Origin of the sequence: Thalassovita autumnalis, assembly GCF_001458255.1 — a bacterium.
GTDB lineage: Bacteria > Pseudomonadota > Alphaproteobacteria > Rhodobacterales > Rhodobacteraceae > Thalassobius > Thalassobius autumnalis.
In genome coordinates, this window is record NZ_CYSB01000030.1 from 129,897 (window position 1) to 144,717 (window position 14,821).

Genomic DNA, 14,821 nt, shown 5'->3' on the forward strand with positions numbered 1-14,821 from the left:
CCGTGACTTGTAGTATTGGCGCGCTATCTCCGGCTGAAGGAGGTAACGCGATGATCCGTTTCTTAACCGTTTTGGCGGCCCTTGCAGTGTCGACATTGGCAGTGACGGGCTTTGCGGCCCACGCTCAGACGGCGCAACCGCGTATCGCCAGCCATTGCATTGCGCTGGCGGAATCGGTACCCGGTCTGACCTATCTGCATCACGCTTCGGAAACTGACAATTTCCGCGCTCCCTTGCCCGAGTTTGACGTGCGCATTCACTACCTGTCACATGCGTCTTTCCTGATCCAAAGCCCCGGGGGTGCCTCGGCGGTGACGGATTACACGGGCTATATCGGCAATGTGGATTTCCTACCGGATGTGGTAACCATGAACCACGCCCATGACACCCATTGGACGGCCTTCCCGGATCCGGCGATCCCGCATGTGCTGAAAGGATGGGGGGAAAGTTTCGGCGCGGGCATCGATCACAACCTGATGGTCAAGGACATGAAGGTGCGCAATGTTTCAACCGATATCCGCAGCCACAGCGGGGTTGAGCCCGAGGGCAATTCGATTTTCGTGTTTGAGGCGGCGGGTCTGTGCATTGGCCACCTTGGCCACCTGCATCACGAACCGGACGCCGCGCAATATGCCGCGCTGGGGCGCATGGACGTGGTGATGGCGCCGGTGGATGGTGGCATGACGCTGGATCTGGACACGATGACCAAGGTTTTGAAACGGTTGCAGGCCTCTGTGGTGATTCCGATGCATTGGTTTGGCCGCTATACGCTGGATCGGTTCTTGGCGGATATGTCAGATCAGTTTGCCATCGAACGCACTGGCAAACACAGCCTGCAACTGTCGCTTAGGGATCTGCCCAAAACGCCCACCGTGGTGGTGCTGGAACCGCGACATATTGAGGAATATGAGTGACGCTCTCTTGTCCTGATGGCCCCGGCCACGCTATGCGACAGGCATGGATTTGAACGCTGTTACCCCCGCCTTTCTTGATGCCCTGCGCGCTGATCTGGATGCGCGCTGCTTTCGCGATGTCACCCCAAACTACCTGGAGGAGCCGCGTGGCCGCTGGCAGGGGCAGGCAGGCGCGGTTTTGGCACCGGGATCGGTGGAAGAGGTTTCGCTGATCCTGAAAGCCGCCCACGCGGCCCGGGTGCCGGTGGTGCCTTACGGCGGTGGCACCGGGCTGGTTGGCGGACAGGTGATGGGGCAGGGGCCCGCGCCGATCATCCTGTCGCTGGAGCGGATGACCAAGGTCCGCGCCTGCTACGCGCAAGAAAACGTTCTGGTGGTTGAGGCCGGCGCCATCCTGCAGGACATTCATGCCGTGGCTACTGAGCATGACCGTCTGTTCCCGATGTCCATCGCCGCCAAAGGTTCGGCCCGGATCGGCGGCTGTCTGGCGACCAATGCCGGTGGGGTCAACGTGCTGCGCTATGGCAATACCCGGGATCTGGTGCTGGGCATTGAGGCGGTTCTGCCAGACGGTCAGATCTGGAATGGCCTCAGCCGGCTGCGCAAAGATAACACCGGCTATGACCTGAAAAACCTGATGATCGGCTCGGAGGGCTCCCTCGGTGTGATCACGGCGGCGGCGCTGAAACTGTCCCCGATCCCGGCAGGGCAGGGCACTGCGGTCATGGTTGTAGAAAATCCTGCTGCCGCGCTGGAACTGCTGTCGCTGGCGCGCAGCCACATGGGCGAAGCGGTTTCAGCCTTTGAGTTGATCCACCGTCAGGGGCTGGATTTCATGGCCGAACACCTGCCTGACCTGCGCCAACCCTTGGCCGATGCGCCGGAATGGTCGGTGCTGATCGATGTGGGCCTTGCCCGCGGGCTGGATCCGTCCGTGGCGCTGGAAACCCTGTTTGTTGAGGCGGCTGAGGCTGGATTGGTCAGTGACGGGGTGATTGCGCAGAACGAGCAGCAGCGTCATGAGTTGTGGGAAATGCGCGAACAGATCCCTGAGGCGAACCGTCTGGTCGGGTCAATCTCCAGCCATGACATCAGCCTGCCGCTGAGCCGGATTGCGGAGTTCATCACCGAAGGCTGGGCCGCTCTGACGGCTATGGATGACGTTCGGGTCAATTGCTTTGGCCATCTGGGCGATGGCAACCTGCACTTCAACGTCTTTCCGGCGGCGGGCAAAAGCCGGGCCGATTATCTGGACATTCGCGACGCGATCAAAACCTGTGTGCATGACATGGTGGCGCGCTATGACGGCAGTGTCAGCGCGGAACATGGCATTGGCCGGTTGAAAGTGGCGGATCTGGAAAAATACGGCGATCCGGTGAAACTGGCGCTGATGCGTCAGATCAAGGATGCCTTTGACCCGCAGGGCATCATGAACCCCGGTGCGGTGTTGCGCGCGGAGTGACCGCGCGCATTTTTTTGGGGGGGTTAGCCGCGGGCCTCAGCGAGGGCTTCCGGTAAAGCTTTTGCAAAGGCGGCCAGATCTTCAGGCCGTCCGGCGCTGACCCGGATGCAACGGTTTTGTGGCGCCACAAAGGGCATCCGCACAAAGACACCGCGACTAACCAGCGCGTCCAGCACTGCCTTGGCAAAATTACCATCGCTGCCGCAGTCGATGGCGACGAAGTTGGTGGCCGAGGGCACAACAGTCAGGCCATTTTCGGCGGCGATCCGGCCAATGTCATCACGGGCTGCGGCGACATTGGTGCAGGTTTCGTGCAGATATTCCTGATCCGCCAGGGCCGCCAATGCTCCGGCCTGTGCCGCGCGGTTCATACCGAAATGGTTGCGGATCTTGTTGAAGGCGGTGATCAACTCCGCCGCCCCCAACGCGTAGCCAACCCGGGCACCGGCCATGCCGTAGGCCTTGGAAAAGGTGCGCATGCGGATCACCCGGGGATCGTCAATGTCGATCTCGGCCGCGGTGCCTTCGGGGGCAAACTCCACATAGGCCTCATCCAGGATCAGCAGCGCGCCCTCTGGCAGCTTGTCCAAGGCGGTGACGATCTCAGCCCCTGTGTGCCAGGTGCCCATCGGGTTGTCGGGATTGGCCAAATAGACCAGCTTGGCGCCAACCTCGGCGGCTTTGGCCATCAACGCTTCGGGATCTTCGTGGTCACCTTTGTAGGGCACCTTGTGCAGCAGGCCCCCAAAGCCCGCGACATGGTAGTTGAAGGTCGGATAGGCCCCTTCTGAGGTGACAACCGCATCGCCCGCGCCAATCAGCAGACGCACCAGATAGCCCAGCAAACCGTCAATGCCCTCACCCACCACGATATTGGCCGGAGTGATCCCCAGATCGGCCGCCAGGGCACTGCGCAGATCATGGTTTTCCGGATCGCCATACATCCAGATCTCAGCGCTGGCGGCCTGCATCGCAGCGATTGCTTTGGGCGAGGGGCCAAAGACGTTTTCATTGGCCCCAAGGCGCGCGTCAAAGGCGCGGCCCATGGCACGTTCCTGCGCTTCGGGGCCGACAAAGGGCACGGTTGCAGGCAGGCTTTCGGTCAGCGGGGTGTAGCGTGGTCCAGTCATGGCTCCTCGATAGCGGTCGGGCGACGCCGGGGCAAGAGAGCCCTGCCGTCACGTTCTGCTGGATTTCATTGGCTGCAAGGATCAAGCTGATCGCAGATTTTCCGGAGGAGCACCAATGTCCCGCGTCAGCACAGTTATTGATAACCACGTTGCCCATGTCACCCTGACCCGTGGTGATAAGATGAACGCGCTGGACACCGATATGGTTGAGGCGATCATTGCCGCAGGTGAGGCGCTGGTGGACAATGATGAAGTCCGCGCCGTGGTGCTGTCGGGCGAAGGCGGGGCCTTCTGTGCTGGTCTGGATCTGATGAATTTCGCCAAATTCGCCACTCAGGATCCCGAAGATTTTGTGATGAAGCGCACGCACGGCAACGCCAATGCCTTTCAAGAGGTCTCATTGGTTTGGCGCAAGGTGCCGGTGCCGGTGATTGCGGCGCTGCATGGGGTGTGTTTCGGCGGTGGCATGCAAATCGCGGCGGGGGCTGACATCCGCATTGCTCATCCCGAAACCAAACTGGCCATCATGGAGATGAAGTGGGGGCTGATCCCTGACATGGGCGGCATGGTGACCCTGCCACATCTGATGCGCGCCGATCACCTGCGTCGCCTGACCTACACGGCCGATCCTGTGCTGGCACCGCAGGCGATGGAGATGGGGCTGGTCACCGAACTGTCGGATGATCCGCTGAAGGCCGCTCAGGATCTAGCTGCAAAAATCGCACTGAAAAGCCCAAGCGCCACCCGCGCCGCAAAACGCCTGTTGGAGTTTGCGGAAACGTCAGATGATGAAGACGCGATCCTGCATCTGGAAAGCCGCGAACAGGCCGATCTGATCGGCAAACCGCATCAGTTGGAGGTGATCAACGCCAACATGCAAAAGCGCGCGCCGGTCTTTAAATAACCCCTCAGCGCCGGCGCAGGGTTACGACATGAACTTGCGCCGCGCATCTCGCGCGATGTTGTAGCGCATTTCCAGATCGGCGATCTTTGCCATGATCGCTTTTTTCTCGGCCTCGCCAGATGCGGTCTGCCATTCCTTGCGCGCTGCGGCCAGCAGCTCTTTCAGGCCGAACTCTTCAGGAACTGCGCCAGCTTCGGCCATGATGCGGACACCGGCCGCCATGGCCGGATCCACCACGCTGGCCTCTGGATGCTCAGGCAACGGTTCACCTTCGCCCTCCAGCCCATCTAGCTTGCCCTCGGCCTTGGCTTTCAGGATCTGTCGCTCAATCAACTCACGAAACGCCCGCATGTGCCCTCTCTTTCAATGATCGCACAAATACTCTCGCCGAAGGCACGCTGCCTTCTCAGCCAAGGCCGACAGTAACGTCTTTCCCTTCGCGGTCCAATTCGATAGACGGTTTTGAAACGGATTTGACACGAGATCACGATCATGGCGATGGAAAAAACCTTCAACGCAGCCGAGGCAGAAGCCCGGTTGCTGACTGCCTGGGAACAGGCTGGCTGCTTCAAGGCGGGCGCAAACGCCAAGCCTGAGGCCTCGACCTACAGCATCATGATCCCGCCCCCGAACGTGACCGGCGTTCTGCACATGGGCCATGCCTTCAACAACACCCTGCAGGACATTCTGATCCGCTGGAAACGGATGCAGGGCTATGACACGCTCTGGCAGCCGGGCACCGACCACGCGGGCATCGCCACCCAGATGGTTGTGGAACGCACCCTTGCCGAAACCCAGCAGCCCTCGCGCCGCGAATTGGGCCGTGAGGCGTTTCTGGAAAAGGTCTGGGAGTGGAAAGAACACTCCGGCGGCACCATCATCAACCAGCTGAAGCGCTTGGGCGCCTCCTGTGACTATGACCGCACCGCCTTCACCATGTCGGGCGCCCCCGGCGCGCCCGCGGCTGAGGCCGATGGCAACTTCCACGATGCCGTGATCAAGGTCTTTGTGGAAATGTACAACAAGGGCCTCATTTACCGCGGCAAACGTCTGGTGAACTGGGACCCGCATTTTGAAACCGCGATTTCCGACCTTGAGGTGGAAAACATCGAGGTGGCGGGCCACATGTGGCACTTCAAATACCCGCTCGCCGGTGGCGCGACCTACACCTATGTGGAAAAGGACGAAGACGGCAACGTCACCCTTGAGGAAGAGCGCGATTACATCTCCATCGCCACCACCCGTCCGGAAACCATGCTGGGCGACGGCGCCGTTGCCGTGCACCCCTCTGACGAACGCTATGCGCCAATCGTCGGACAGCTCTGTGAAATCCCTGTTGGTCCCAAGGAACACCGTCGCCTGATTCCGATCATCACCGATGAATATCCCGATAAGGACTTCGGCTCCGGCGCGGTGAAGATCACCGGCGCCCATGACTTCAACGACTATCAGGTTGCCAAACGCGGTGGCATCCCGATGTACCGCCTGATGGACATGCGCGGTGGCATGCGCGCCGATGGTGCGCCTTACGCCGAGGAGGCCGGCAAAGCACAGGCCCATGCCAAAGGCGCGGCGTTCACCGAAAACGAAGTGGACGCGATCAACCTGGTCCCCGATTACCTGCGCGGTCTGGATCGGTTTGAGGCCCGTAAGGCCGTGGTGAAAGAGATCACCGACGAAGGTCTGGCCGTTATGCAGACCCTGACCAAAACGGTGAAGGACGAAGACGGCAATGAAACCGAGGTCACCGAAGTGGTGCCCTACGTTGAGAACAAGCCGATCATGCAGCCCTTCGGCGACCGCTCCAAAGTGGTGATCGAGCCGATGCTGACCGATCAGTGGTTCGTGGATACGGCCAAAATCGTCGGCCCGGCGCTGGACGCGGTGAAAAACGGCGACGTGAAGATCATCCCCGAAAGTGGTGAGAAGGTTTATTACCATTGGCTGGAAAACATCGAGCCTTGGTGCATCTCGCGCCAGCTGTGGTGGGGCCACCAAATTCCGGTTTGGTATGGGCTGAACCTCAGCGCTGAAGACTTCAAAGATGATGAGGGCAACGGTGGCCTCGACATGGTCGAGATTGGTCGGCTGTTGAACGAAGGTGGCATGTTGCATCGCGGTGATGTCTCGCGTTGCGCTGCTGACTTGGCCGGCGTTAGTGAGTTGTTCCTTGACGATAACGCCAATATCCCTGCACCACTCAATCACGCCACGATTGTCGAGGTTGCTGATAAGGCCGAGGCGATGCATCGCCTGGCCGAAAGCTTGGCGCAATATGTGATCGATCAGGATCCCACCAAGTTGGAATATCCTGTCTGGCGCGACCCCGACGTCCTCGATACCTGGTTCTCTTCCGGCCTCTGGCCGATCGGAACCCTGGGCTGGCCCGAAGATACCGAGGAGCTGGCGAAATACTTCCCGACCTCAACCCTGATCACCGGTCAGGACATCCTGTTCTTCTGGGTTGCCCGCATGATGATGATGCAGCTGGCTGTGGTCGACGATATCCCCTTTGACACCGTCTACCTGCACGGTCTGGTGCGCGATGCCAAAGGCAAGAAGATGTCGAAATCCACCGGCAACGTGGTGGACCCCCTTGACATCATTGATGAATACGGCGCCGACGCGCTGCGCTTCACCAATGCGGCCATGGCCTCCATCGGGGGTGTGCTGAAACTCGACATGAAACGGATCGAAGGCTACCGCAACTTTGGCAACAAGCTGTGGCAGTCGCACATCCTGGCGGAAATGAACGGCGTCTTTGAGGTTGACTGTTCCACCCGTCCCGAACCGACTCATGCGGTGAACAAATGGATCATCGGCGAAGTGGGCCGCGTGCGGGAAACCGTGGATCGGGCGCTGACCGATTTCCGCTTCAACGACGCCGCGCAGGCGCTTTATGCCTTCTTCTGGGGCAAGGTCTGCAACTGGTATAATGAGTTCACCAAGCCGCTGTTCCAGAACGAGGACCTGCGTCTGGAAACCCAGCAGACCATGGGCTGGGTGCTGGATCAGTCGCTGATGTTGCTGCATCCGATCATGCCCTTCATGACCGAAGAGCTGTGGTCCAACCGTACCCGCGCCAAGATGCTGGTTCATGCCGACTGGCCGACCTATGGCGGCGAATTGGTGGATGAGGCGGCGGATGCGGAAATCACCTGGGTGATCTCGGTGATCGAAAACATCCGCTCGGCGCGCGCGCAGATGAACGTGCCCGCTGGCGCCTTCGTGTCGCTGGTGCAGACCGAAGCGGATGCTGCCGCCCGTGAAGCATGGGGTAATAACGAGGCGCTGATCAAAAAGATGGCCCGAGTTGAGGCCCTGACCGAGGCGGAGGCGACCCCGAAAGGCTCCGTCGCGATCGCCGCCAAAGGCGCCACCATCGTGATGCCGCTGGCCGATCTGATCGATGTTGCCGCCGAAAAGGCGCGCCTGTCGAAGAAACTGGGCAAGATCCAAAAAGAACTCGGCGGTCTCAAAGGGCGTCTCAACAACCCGAAATTCGTTGCCTCGGCGCCGGAAGAGGTGATTGAAGAGGCCCGCGAAAACATGGCCCTGCGGGAAGAGGAAGAAGCCCAGCTCAACGCCGCGCTGTCGCGTCTGGCCGAACTGGACTAAATCCGCACCAGTTTACACATCAAGGGCTGCCCTCGGGCGGCCCTTTTTTGTTTCAGGGATACGTTTTTGAGTATTTGGTGATCATTGAAAGGCGCTTTCATCGTTTCCCAAAAACTCTGGGTGAATTAGCCGTCAGGCCAAGGGGGCAAAGCCCCATGTGCGCGGCTTAGCTCAAAACCCGCGATCAATCTTGGTGCTCAGCTGGATCAAGCTTTCCGAACTGCGCACGCCTTTGGCCTCGCCAATCCAATCAAGGGTTTCGTCCAGCTCTTCGGTGGTCTCGGCGCTGATTTCGGCGATCATGTCAAACCGGCCCGAGGTCGTGTGCACCCGCATCACATTCGGCAGCGCCTTAAGCCGGGACAGTACCGCCGGGCCAGACCGGGGCTCCACCGACAGTAGCGCCGTGGCCCGCAGCCGTTGCTGCGCGGGCTGGCCCAGCCGCAGCGTATAGCCTGCGATGGTGCCATTGGTCTCCAACCGCTCCAGCCGGGCCTGCACCGTGGTGCGCGCCAGATGCAGACGGCGCGCCATCTGTGCCACGGGCATACGGGCATTTTCCGCCAAAAGCGCAAGAAGGCGCTGATCGATGTCGTCATTCTGCATGATTCAGGAGTAAATTAGACGACTAGATCTGTCAAATCGATCAAGGTGCCCGGGCGAACTGACAAAGATTCCGCCGATACTGACGTTAAAAGAAGACCAAGACCAAAAGAGGTATCCATGCGGCCTGACCCCCATTGGCTGAGCCCCGAGCGCCACCTGAAACGCGAACAGCCCGATCATCCGGTGATGTATTTCTCCCCGGTGGTGCTGCAGCAGACCGCGCATCGCTTTATGGAGGGGTTCCCGGGGCTGGTGACCTATGCCGTCAAAGCAAACCCGGCAGAGGCGGTTCTGGTCAATCTGGTTGCGGCTGGCATCACCTCTTTCGATGTGGCCTCGCCCGCGGAAATGGCTGCGGTGCGTGCGGTCTGCCCTGATGCGACCCTGCATTACAACAATCCCGTACGCTCCCTTGCTGAGGTGGAGGCGGCGAAGTCTTTTGCCATCGCCTCTGCCTCAGTCGATTGCCTGTCAGAGCTGGACAAGCTTGCCCCCTTGGGCACCGATCTGGAGGTCACAGTGCGTCTGGCCCTGCCGGTGAAGGGCGCGGCCTATGATTTCGGCGCCAAGTTTGGTGTCGGTCCTGAAGGTGGCATTGCCCTGCTGAAAGAGGTGGCGCGCCGCGGCTATCGCCCGGCAATCTGTTTCCACCCCGGCACGCAATGTGCGGATCCCGCCGCCTGGGCCGCCTATATTCAGGAGGCCGCCGATGTCGCCAAGGCAGCTGGTGTGCGGATTGAGCGGATGAATGTTGGCGGCGGCTTTGCCTCGCATCGCGCCGGCCCCAGCCCGGATCTGGAACGGATCTTTGTGGGCATTCGCGCCGCGACCGTCGCCGCTTTCGGCGATGAGGCGCCTGATCTGGTCTGTGAGCCCGGCCGCGCCATGGTGGCTGAGTCCTTTACGCTCGCCACTCGCGTCAAAGCGATCCGTGAAGAGGGCGTCGTGTTCCTCAACGATGGGCTTTATGGCGCCCTGTTTGAATTTCGCGACATGTGCGCGGTGGAGCGGGTGCGCGCAGTCTCGCCCGAAGGGCAGGGGCGCGCCGGAACGGCAAAGCCGATGGTGGTTTTCGGCCCAACCTGTGACAGCATTGATCGCCTGCCAGAACCGGTGGAGCTGCCGGATGTCCTGCAGGAAGGCGACTATGTTCTGTTTGACGGCATGGGCGCTTATTCTCTGTCGCTGGCAACGGATTTCAATGGTTACGGATTGGGCCGACCGATCACCGTTGCGTCACTTTCTGGATAGGTTTCCCGACAGCGCTGGACATGGCTGTGTAGCAGGTTAACCTTAAGGTTAACCAACGCATAATACGCAGGGTCATGTCATGGAAAAGTTTGGCAAAAGTCAGTCCGTCAAACGCGTCGAAGATATCCGTTTTCTCAAAGGGGCCGGGGGCTATCTGGAAGATGTCGCCCCGGCGGGTCATTTGCGCGCCGTGGTGCTGCGCTCGCCGGTGGCCCATGCCCGTGTGACCGAACTGGATGTCAGCGATGCGCGCGAAGCAGAGGGCGTGCATCTGGTGCTGACCGGGGCTGATCTGGTGGCTGCGGGCATGACCCGTGGCATGATGGCCTCGATCCAGACCAACCGCGATGGCAGCCCGGCTGCTGCGCCACACCGCCCGGTGCTGGCCGGTGACGTGGTGCGCTTCGTCGGGGAGCCAGTGGCGCTGATCGTTGCGGAAACCCTGGATCAGGCGCGTGACGCGGCTGAGATGGTGATGCTGGATTATGAGGATCTGGAGGTCAAAACAGACCTCGCCGTCGGCGGCGCTACACTCCATGCCGAGGCGCCGGACAACCGCGCCTTTGACTGGGGTCTGGGGGATGAGGCCGCGACCGACGCGGCCTTTGCCAAGGCGGCCCGGGTGGTGCGGATGCAGGTGGGTGACAACCGGGTGATTGTGAACTCGATGGAGCCGCGCGGCTGTTACGCCGAGATGGAGGGCGACCGCCTGCATGTCTGTTTCAGCGGGCAGGGGGTCTGGGGCCCAAGGGATGAAATTGCCCGGATGCTCGACATGCCGAAGGACAAGGTGCGCGTGACCATCCCCGATGTGGGCGGTGGGTTTGGTATGAAGGCGATGATGTATCCTGAATACCATGCCGTTGCCCATGCGGCCCGCGTGTTGAACCGGCCGGTGATGTGGGCGGCGGATCGCAATGAAGCGATGTTGTCAGACCATCACGCCCGTGATCTGACCTCTGACGCGGCGCTGGCCTTTGACGAAAACAACCGCATTATCGGCTATAAGGTGCACACCCTGTGCAACCTCGGCGCCTATAACAGCCAGTTTGGTCAGTTCATGCAGACCCAGCTGTTCACCCGCGTGTTGATGGGCACCTATGACGTGCAGGATACCTATATCCGCGTTGAGGGGATCTACACCAACACCACCTATGTGGATGCCTATCGTGGCGCTGGTCGGCCCGAGGCGATTTACCTGTTGGAGCGGATGATGGACATTGCGGCGCGAGAACTGGGCGTGGATCCCTGGGAGTTGCGGCGCATCAACTTCATCAAACCGGATCAGTTCCCCTATAAATCCGCGACGGATGAAACCTATGATGTTGGGGATTTTGTCCGGGTGCTGAACGCCGCCGCAGATCAGTCGGATCTGGCGGGGTTTGCTGCGCGCCGGGCAGCGAGTGAGGCGCAGGGCAAACTGCGCGGCATGGGGCTTTGTTACTATATCGAAAGCATTTTGGGCGATCCTTCGGAAGGAGCGAAGGTTGAGTTTAATGAGGATGGCACCGTGACCATCTATGTCGGCACCCAGTCAAACGGGCAGGGCCATGAAACGGCCTACATTGCTTTCCTCAGCGACCAGACCGGCATCGCGCCGGATCTGATTTCGGTGGTGCAGGGTGACAGTGATCGGATTGAGACGGGCGGCGGTACAGGCGGATCCCGTTCGGTGACGGTGCAGGCCAATGCGATGCTGGCCACAGTGGATGTGATGGTGGCCGCCTTTACCCCCTATTTGGCCGAAAAGATGGGCGTGGCAGAGGACGAAGTTCGGTTTGATCATGAAACCTTCCGCGCGCCGGGCTCCAACCTGACGCCAACGCTGGTTGAGGCGGCTGAAATGGCGCGGCTGGATGGCCGGGTCGATCTGCTCAGCCATGAGGCACGGGCCACCCTACCGGCGCGCAGCTTCCCCAATGGGGCGCATGTGGCTGAGGTTGAGGTGGACCCTGAGACCGGCCAGATCATCATGGACCGCTACACCGTGGTCGATGACTTCGGCAATCTCATCAACCCGATGCTGGCTGAGGGGCAGGTGCATGGCGGCGTGGCGCAGGGCGTCGGGCAGGCCTTGATGGAACATGTTGTGCATGACGATCAGGGGCAGCTGCTGACGGCATCTTTCATGGATTACGCCATGCCACGGGCCAGTGATTTGCCCATGATCGGTTTCACAACTGAGGCCGTGCCCTCCACCGCCAACCCGATGGGGATGAAGGGCTGTGGTGAGGCTGGCACAGTTGGTGCAATGGCTTCTAGTACCAACGCGGTTCTGGATGCGCTTTGGTCGCGCGGGGTGCGGCATGTGGATATGCCGCTGACGCCGCTGAAAACATGGGAACTTTTGCAGGATGCAGCTGAACAAACTTGCTAAGCGCTTCATCGAGTGGATCAAACCCGGCCGTTGGTCGGGGCGGTCCCCCGTTGTTGCCACGCGCGGCAATCTTGTTCATGTGATCATTCTGGACGGTACCATGTCTTCGCTGGATCCCGGTTGCGAAACCAATGCGGGGCTGGCCTATCGGCTGGTGTCACAGATGGGCGCGCCGGTCTCAGTCTACTATGAGGCCGGGGTGCAGTGGAGCGAATGGCGACAAGCCCCCGACGTCCTGATGGGGCGCGGCATCAATCGCCAGATCCGGCGGGCCTATGGCTACCTGTGCTCACGCTACCGGCCGGGGGATAAGATTTTTCTCTTGGGCTATTCCCGTGGCGCCTATGCGGTGCGCTCCCTTGGGGGGGTGATCGATCAGGTTGGTCTGCTGAAGCCCGAACATGCAACAGAACGCAACATTCAGACAGCCTATCGTCATTACCAATGCACACCGGGCAGTGAGGCCTCAGCGGCCTTTACCAGTGCCTATTGCCATGACGCGGTTGAGATTGAGATGATCGGCGTCTGGGACACAGTAAAGGCGCTGGGCGTCCGGCTTCCGTTTTTCTGGAAATGGGCTGAGGTCAAACACGGGTTCCATTCACATCAGCTGGGCGAAGCGGTCAAACACGGGTTCCACGCGCTGGCCTTGGATGAGACCCGCGAAGTGTTTGAGCCTGTGCTTTGGTCATGTGACCACCCGACCACCTGCCGGGTTGAACAGGTTTGGTTCCGCGGTTCGCATGGCGATGTAGGCGGGCAGCTTTCTGGGCGTGAGGCCTCGCGCCCGTTGTCCAATATCCCTTTGGTCTGGATGCTGGAAAACGCCGAAGACTGCGGCCTGCCCCTGCCTGAAGGTTGGCGCGCCACTTTCCCGCAAGACGCAGCAGCGCCATCGGTCGGCACCTGGAGTGGTTGGGGCAAAATGTTCCTGCTGCGCAAGAAACGGAATGTTGGTCAGGACCTGTCTGAACAGGTCCATGACAGTGCTGCCGCCGGGGATGGCGCTGGCGAAACCGTGGCGCCGGGCCAACAGGCGACGGGTTAGCGCAGTTTCATAATGATGCAGGTGGTTGACCCGGTAGCGTAGAGCCGCCCGTCCTCAACCCCGCGAATTTCCCCGTTGGAAATCCCGCTGGAGCGGCCCGCGTGCTGCACACGACCGGTGGCGCGCACCTCGGTGCCCAGTGGGATCGGGCGGATGATGTTCACTTTGAACTCCATCGTTGTGTAGACCGAGCCTTGGGGCACTTTGGTCATCACCGCGCAGGCCATACAGCTGTCCAGAACGGTGCCGTACCAACCACCATGCACGGTGCCCATTGGGTTGCTGACCTCAAATTCGGGCTTGCCGATAAAGCTGACTTCGCCGTCGCTCACCTCCGACAGATGAAAGCCCATCAGCTTGCCAATCGGCGGACCAGCGCTGTCGCCATCCAGAATGCTCTGCATCGCTTCAAGACCAGACATCGACAACAGTCGCTCCGTGTCCCATAGCTCCTCCGGTGTTTCGGCGAACCGACGTTCCAGCTTGTCTGACATGATAAAGCCTCCCTGCCTATGGCAGAGAGGCTGACCCAGTAGGCCTGGCCAGTAAAGAGGGCAGGGGCGGCTGTTACGCCACGTTTTCCAGGCTGACCTTCGGCGTGACCCCCAGCGCGTGGCAGACATCACGGGTCAGTTCCGGACGGTTCAGCGTGTAGAAATGCAGGCTGTCCACACCGCCTTCGATCAGATCTGAACACAGCTCAGTGCACAGCGCGGTGGCCAGCAGATCATGGCGATCGTCACGTTCGGCCTTTTCAAAGGCCTCAGCCACCCAATCGGGAACCGAGGTGCCGCAGCGCTTGGCGAAGTTGCGCGCCCCTTTGAAGTTTTCGATCGGCAGGATGCCGGGGATGATCTTATCCTCAATGCCCGCTTTGGCGCAGGCGTCGCGGAAGCGGAAGAAGGTGTCGGCCTCAAAGAAGAATTGGGTCAGTGCCTCATCCGCGCCGGCGTCAAATTTGCGCTTCAGCCATTCCACGTCGGCCTGATGGTCGGGGCTTTCGGGGTGTTTCTCCGGGTAAGCGCCAACGCGAATGTTGAACTGACCTGTCTGGGCGAGTGCCTCGATCAGCTCAACCGAACTGCGGAACCCGTCATTATGGGCCTTGAAGCCACCAGACCCTTTTGGCGGATCCCCCCGTAAGGCAACAATATCGCTGACCCCAGCCTTGGCGAAATCCTCTGCAATGGCCAGAGTTTCTTCGCGGGTGGCTTCCACACAGGTCAGATGTGCGGCAACCTTCAGGCCCGAATGTTTGTGGATGGTCGCAACGGCGTCACGGGTCAGATCCCGGGTGGTGCCGCCAGCGCCATAGGTCACTGAAACAAAGCGCGGCGCCAGCGGGGCCAGAACCTGCACCGTGTCCCACAGGCGGAACGAGGCCTCCAGGTTTTGCGGCGGGAAGAACTCAAACGAAACAGAAGGCACGGTCATCGGGGGCTCCAGACGGAAAAACTGCGTTGTCCCCTTGTCGCGAAAATGCCTTTGTGAGACAACTTCATAATTCTCAA

At 60.4% G+C, this 14,821-nt stretch carries 12 protein-coding genes; 7 read left to right on the forward strand and 5 right to left on the reverse strand.

What is annotated here, in order from left to right; genetic code table 11:
- Window positions 1–50 precede the first annotated feature (50 nt).
- The gene (locus tag TL5118_RS12265; RefSeq protein WP_082626361.1) at window positions 51–914 is read left to right on the forward strand and encodes an MBL fold metallo-hydrolase; all 864 of its coding nucleotides are present in this window, start codon (window positions 51–53) and stop codon (window positions 912–914) included.
- A gap of 43 nt (window positions 915–957) precedes the next feature.
- Window positions 958–2,376, forward strand: a complete 1,419-nt coding sequence (locus tag TL5118_RS12270) for an FAD-binding oxidoreductase (RefSeq protein ID WP_058244512.1) — start codon at window positions 958–960, stop codon at window positions 2,374–2,376.
- A gap of 23 nt (window positions 2,377–2,399) precedes the next feature.
- Here TL5118_RS12270 and TL5118_RS12275 read toward each other — a convergent pair whose 3' ends face one another.
- Window positions 2,400–3,506: a pyridoxal phosphate-dependent aminotransferase gene (locus TL5118_RS12275; RefSeq protein WP_058244513.1), complete on the reverse strand. Its 1,107-nt coding sequence runs from the start codon at window positions 3,504–3,506 to the stop codon at window positions 2,400–2,402.
- A gap of 115 nt (window positions 3,507–3,621) precedes the next feature.
- On the opposite strand from TL5118_RS12275, the gene TL5118_RS12280 reads away from it, so the two are divergent.
- Window positions 3,622–4,410, forward strand: a complete 789-nt coding sequence (locus TL5118_RS12280; RefSeq protein WP_058244514.1) for a crotonase/enoyl-CoA hydratase family protein — start codon at window positions 3,622–3,624, stop codon at window positions 4,408–4,410.
- 21 nt (window positions 4,411–4,431) lie between these two features.
- Here the strand turns inward: TL5118_RS12280 and TL5118_RS12285 are convergent, their stop codons facing one another.
- Complete coding sequence (locus TL5118_RS12285; RefSeq protein ID WP_058244515.1) at window positions 4,432–4,761, reverse strand: DnaJ family domain-containing protein; 330 nt, start codon at window positions 4,759–4,761, stop codon at window positions 4,432–4,434.
- 141 nt (window positions 4,762–4,902) lie between these two features.
- On the opposite strand from TL5118_RS12285, the gene TL5118_RS12290 reads away from it, so the two are divergent.
- Window positions 4,903–8,028 (forward strand): valine--tRNA ligase, encoded by a 3,126-nt coding sequence (locus TL5118_RS12290; protein ID WP_058244516.1) that lies wholly within the window; start codon window positions 4,903–4,905, stop codon window positions 8,026–8,028.
- A gap of 171 nt (window positions 8,029–8,199) precedes the next feature.
- Here the strand turns inward: TL5118_RS12290 and TL5118_RS12295 are convergent, their stop codons facing one another.
- Window positions 8,200–8,634, reverse strand: a complete 435-nt coding sequence (locus TL5118_RS12295) for an Lrp/AsnC family transcriptional regulator (protein ID WP_058244517.1) — start codon at window positions 8,632–8,634, stop codon at window positions 8,200–8,202.
- Window positions 8,635–8,751: 117 nt separating this feature from the next.
- Here TL5118_RS12295 and TL5118_RS12300 point away from each other — a divergent pair, with 117 nt between their 5' ends.
- The 3 genes from TL5118_RS12300 to TL5118_RS12310 all read left to right on the forward strand — a co-directional run bounded on the left by TL5118_RS12300 (window position 8,752) and on the right by TL5118_RS12310 (window position 13,310).
- Window positions 8,752–9,885, forward strand: a complete 1,134-nt coding sequence (locus TL5118_RS12300; protein WP_058244518.1) for a type III PLP-dependent enzyme — start codon at window positions 8,752–8,754, stop codon at window positions 9,883–9,885.
- Between the two features lie 79 nt (window positions 9,886–9,964).
- The gene (locus TL5118_RS12305; protein ID WP_058244519.1) at window positions 9,965–12,262 is read left to right on the forward strand and encodes a xanthine dehydrogenase family protein molybdopterin-binding subunit; all 2,298 of its coding nucleotides are present in this window, start codon (window positions 9,965–9,967) and stop codon (window positions 12,260–12,262) included.
- On the forward strand, window positions 12,240–13,310 hold the full coding sequence (locus TL5118_RS12310; RefSeq protein WP_058244520.1) for a T6SS phospholipase effector Tle1-like catalytic domain-containing protein: 1,071 nt from the start codon (window positions 12,240–12,242) through the stop codon (window positions 13,308–13,310). The genes TL5118_RS12305 and TL5118_RS12310 overlap by 23 nt, the downstream gene beginning before the upstream one ends.
- Here the strand turns inward: TL5118_RS12310 and TL5118_RS12315 are convergent.
- Both TL5118_RS12315 and metF read right to left on the reverse strand, forming a co-directional pair.
- The gene (locus tag TL5118_RS12315) at window positions 13,307–13,804 is read right to left on the reverse strand and encodes a PaaI family thioesterase (RefSeq protein WP_058244521.1); all 498 of its coding nucleotides are present in this window, start codon (window positions 13,802–13,804) and stop codon (window positions 13,307–13,309) included. The genes TL5118_RS12310 and TL5118_RS12315 overlap by 4 nt on opposite strands.
- A gap of 73 nt (window positions 13,805–13,877) precedes the next feature.
- Complete coding sequence (gene metF / locus TL5118_RS12320) at window positions 13,878–14,744, reverse strand: methylenetetrahydrofolate reductase [NAD(P)H] (RefSeq protein WP_058244647.1); 867 nt, start codon at window positions 14,742–14,744, stop codon at window positions 13,878–13,880.
- Between the last annotated feature and the right edge of the window lie 77 nt (window positions 14,745–14,821).

What these genes read in the sequence shown, in the direction of transcription:
- TL5118_RS12290 (WP_058244516.1), top strand. Translation starts at nt 4,903, where the DNA reads ATGGCGATGGAAAAAACCTTCAACGCAGCCGAGGCAGAAGCCCGGTTG.
- TL5118_RS12285 (WP_058244515.1), bottom strand. Translation starts at nt 4,761, where the DNA reads ATGCGGGCGTTTCGTGAGTTGATTGAGCGACAGATCCTGAAAGCCAAG.
- TL5118_RS12300 (WP_058244518.1), top strand. Translation starts at nt 8,752, where the DNA reads ATGCGGCCTGACCCCCATTGGCTGAGCCCCGAGCGCCACCTGAAACGC.
- TL5118_RS12270 (WP_058244512.1), top strand. Translation starts at nt 958, where the DNA reads ATGGATTTGAACGCTGTTACCCCCGCCTTTCTTGATGCCCTGCGCGCT.
- TL5118_RS12295 (WP_058244517.1), bottom strand. Translation starts at nt 8,634, where the DNA reads ATGCAGAATGACGACATCGATCAGCGCCTTCTTGCGCTTTTGGCGGAA.
- metF (WP_058244647.1), bottom strand. Translation starts at nt 14,744, where the DNA reads ATGACCGTGCCTTCTGTTTCGTTTGAGTTCTTCCCGCCGCAAAACCTG.
- TL5118_RS12305 (WP_058244519.1), top strand. Translation starts at nt 9,965, where the DNA reads ATGGAAAAGTTTGGCAAAAGTCAGTCCGTCAAACGCGTCGAAGATATC.
- TL5118_RS12310 (WP_058244520.1), top strand. Translation starts at nt 12,240, where the DNA reads ATGCAGCTGAACAAACTTGCTAAGCGCTTCATCGAGTGGATCAAACCC.
- TL5118_RS12265 (WP_082626361.1), top strand. Translation starts at nt 51, where the DNA reads ATGATCCGTTTCTTAACCGTTTTGGCGGCCCTTGCAGTGTCGACATTG.
- TL5118_RS12275 (WP_058244513.1), bottom strand. Translation starts at nt 3,506, where the DNA reads ATGACTGGACCACGCTACACCCCGCTGACCGAAAGCCTGCCTGCAACC.
- TL5118_RS12280 (WP_058244514.1), top strand. Translation starts at nt 3,622, where the DNA reads ATGTCCCGCGTCAGCACAGTTATTGATAACCACGTTGCCCATGTCACC.
- TL5118_RS12315 (WP_058244521.1), bottom strand. Translation starts at nt 13,804, where the DNA reads ATGTCAGACAAGCTGGAACGTCGGTTCGCCGAAACACCGGAGGAGCTA.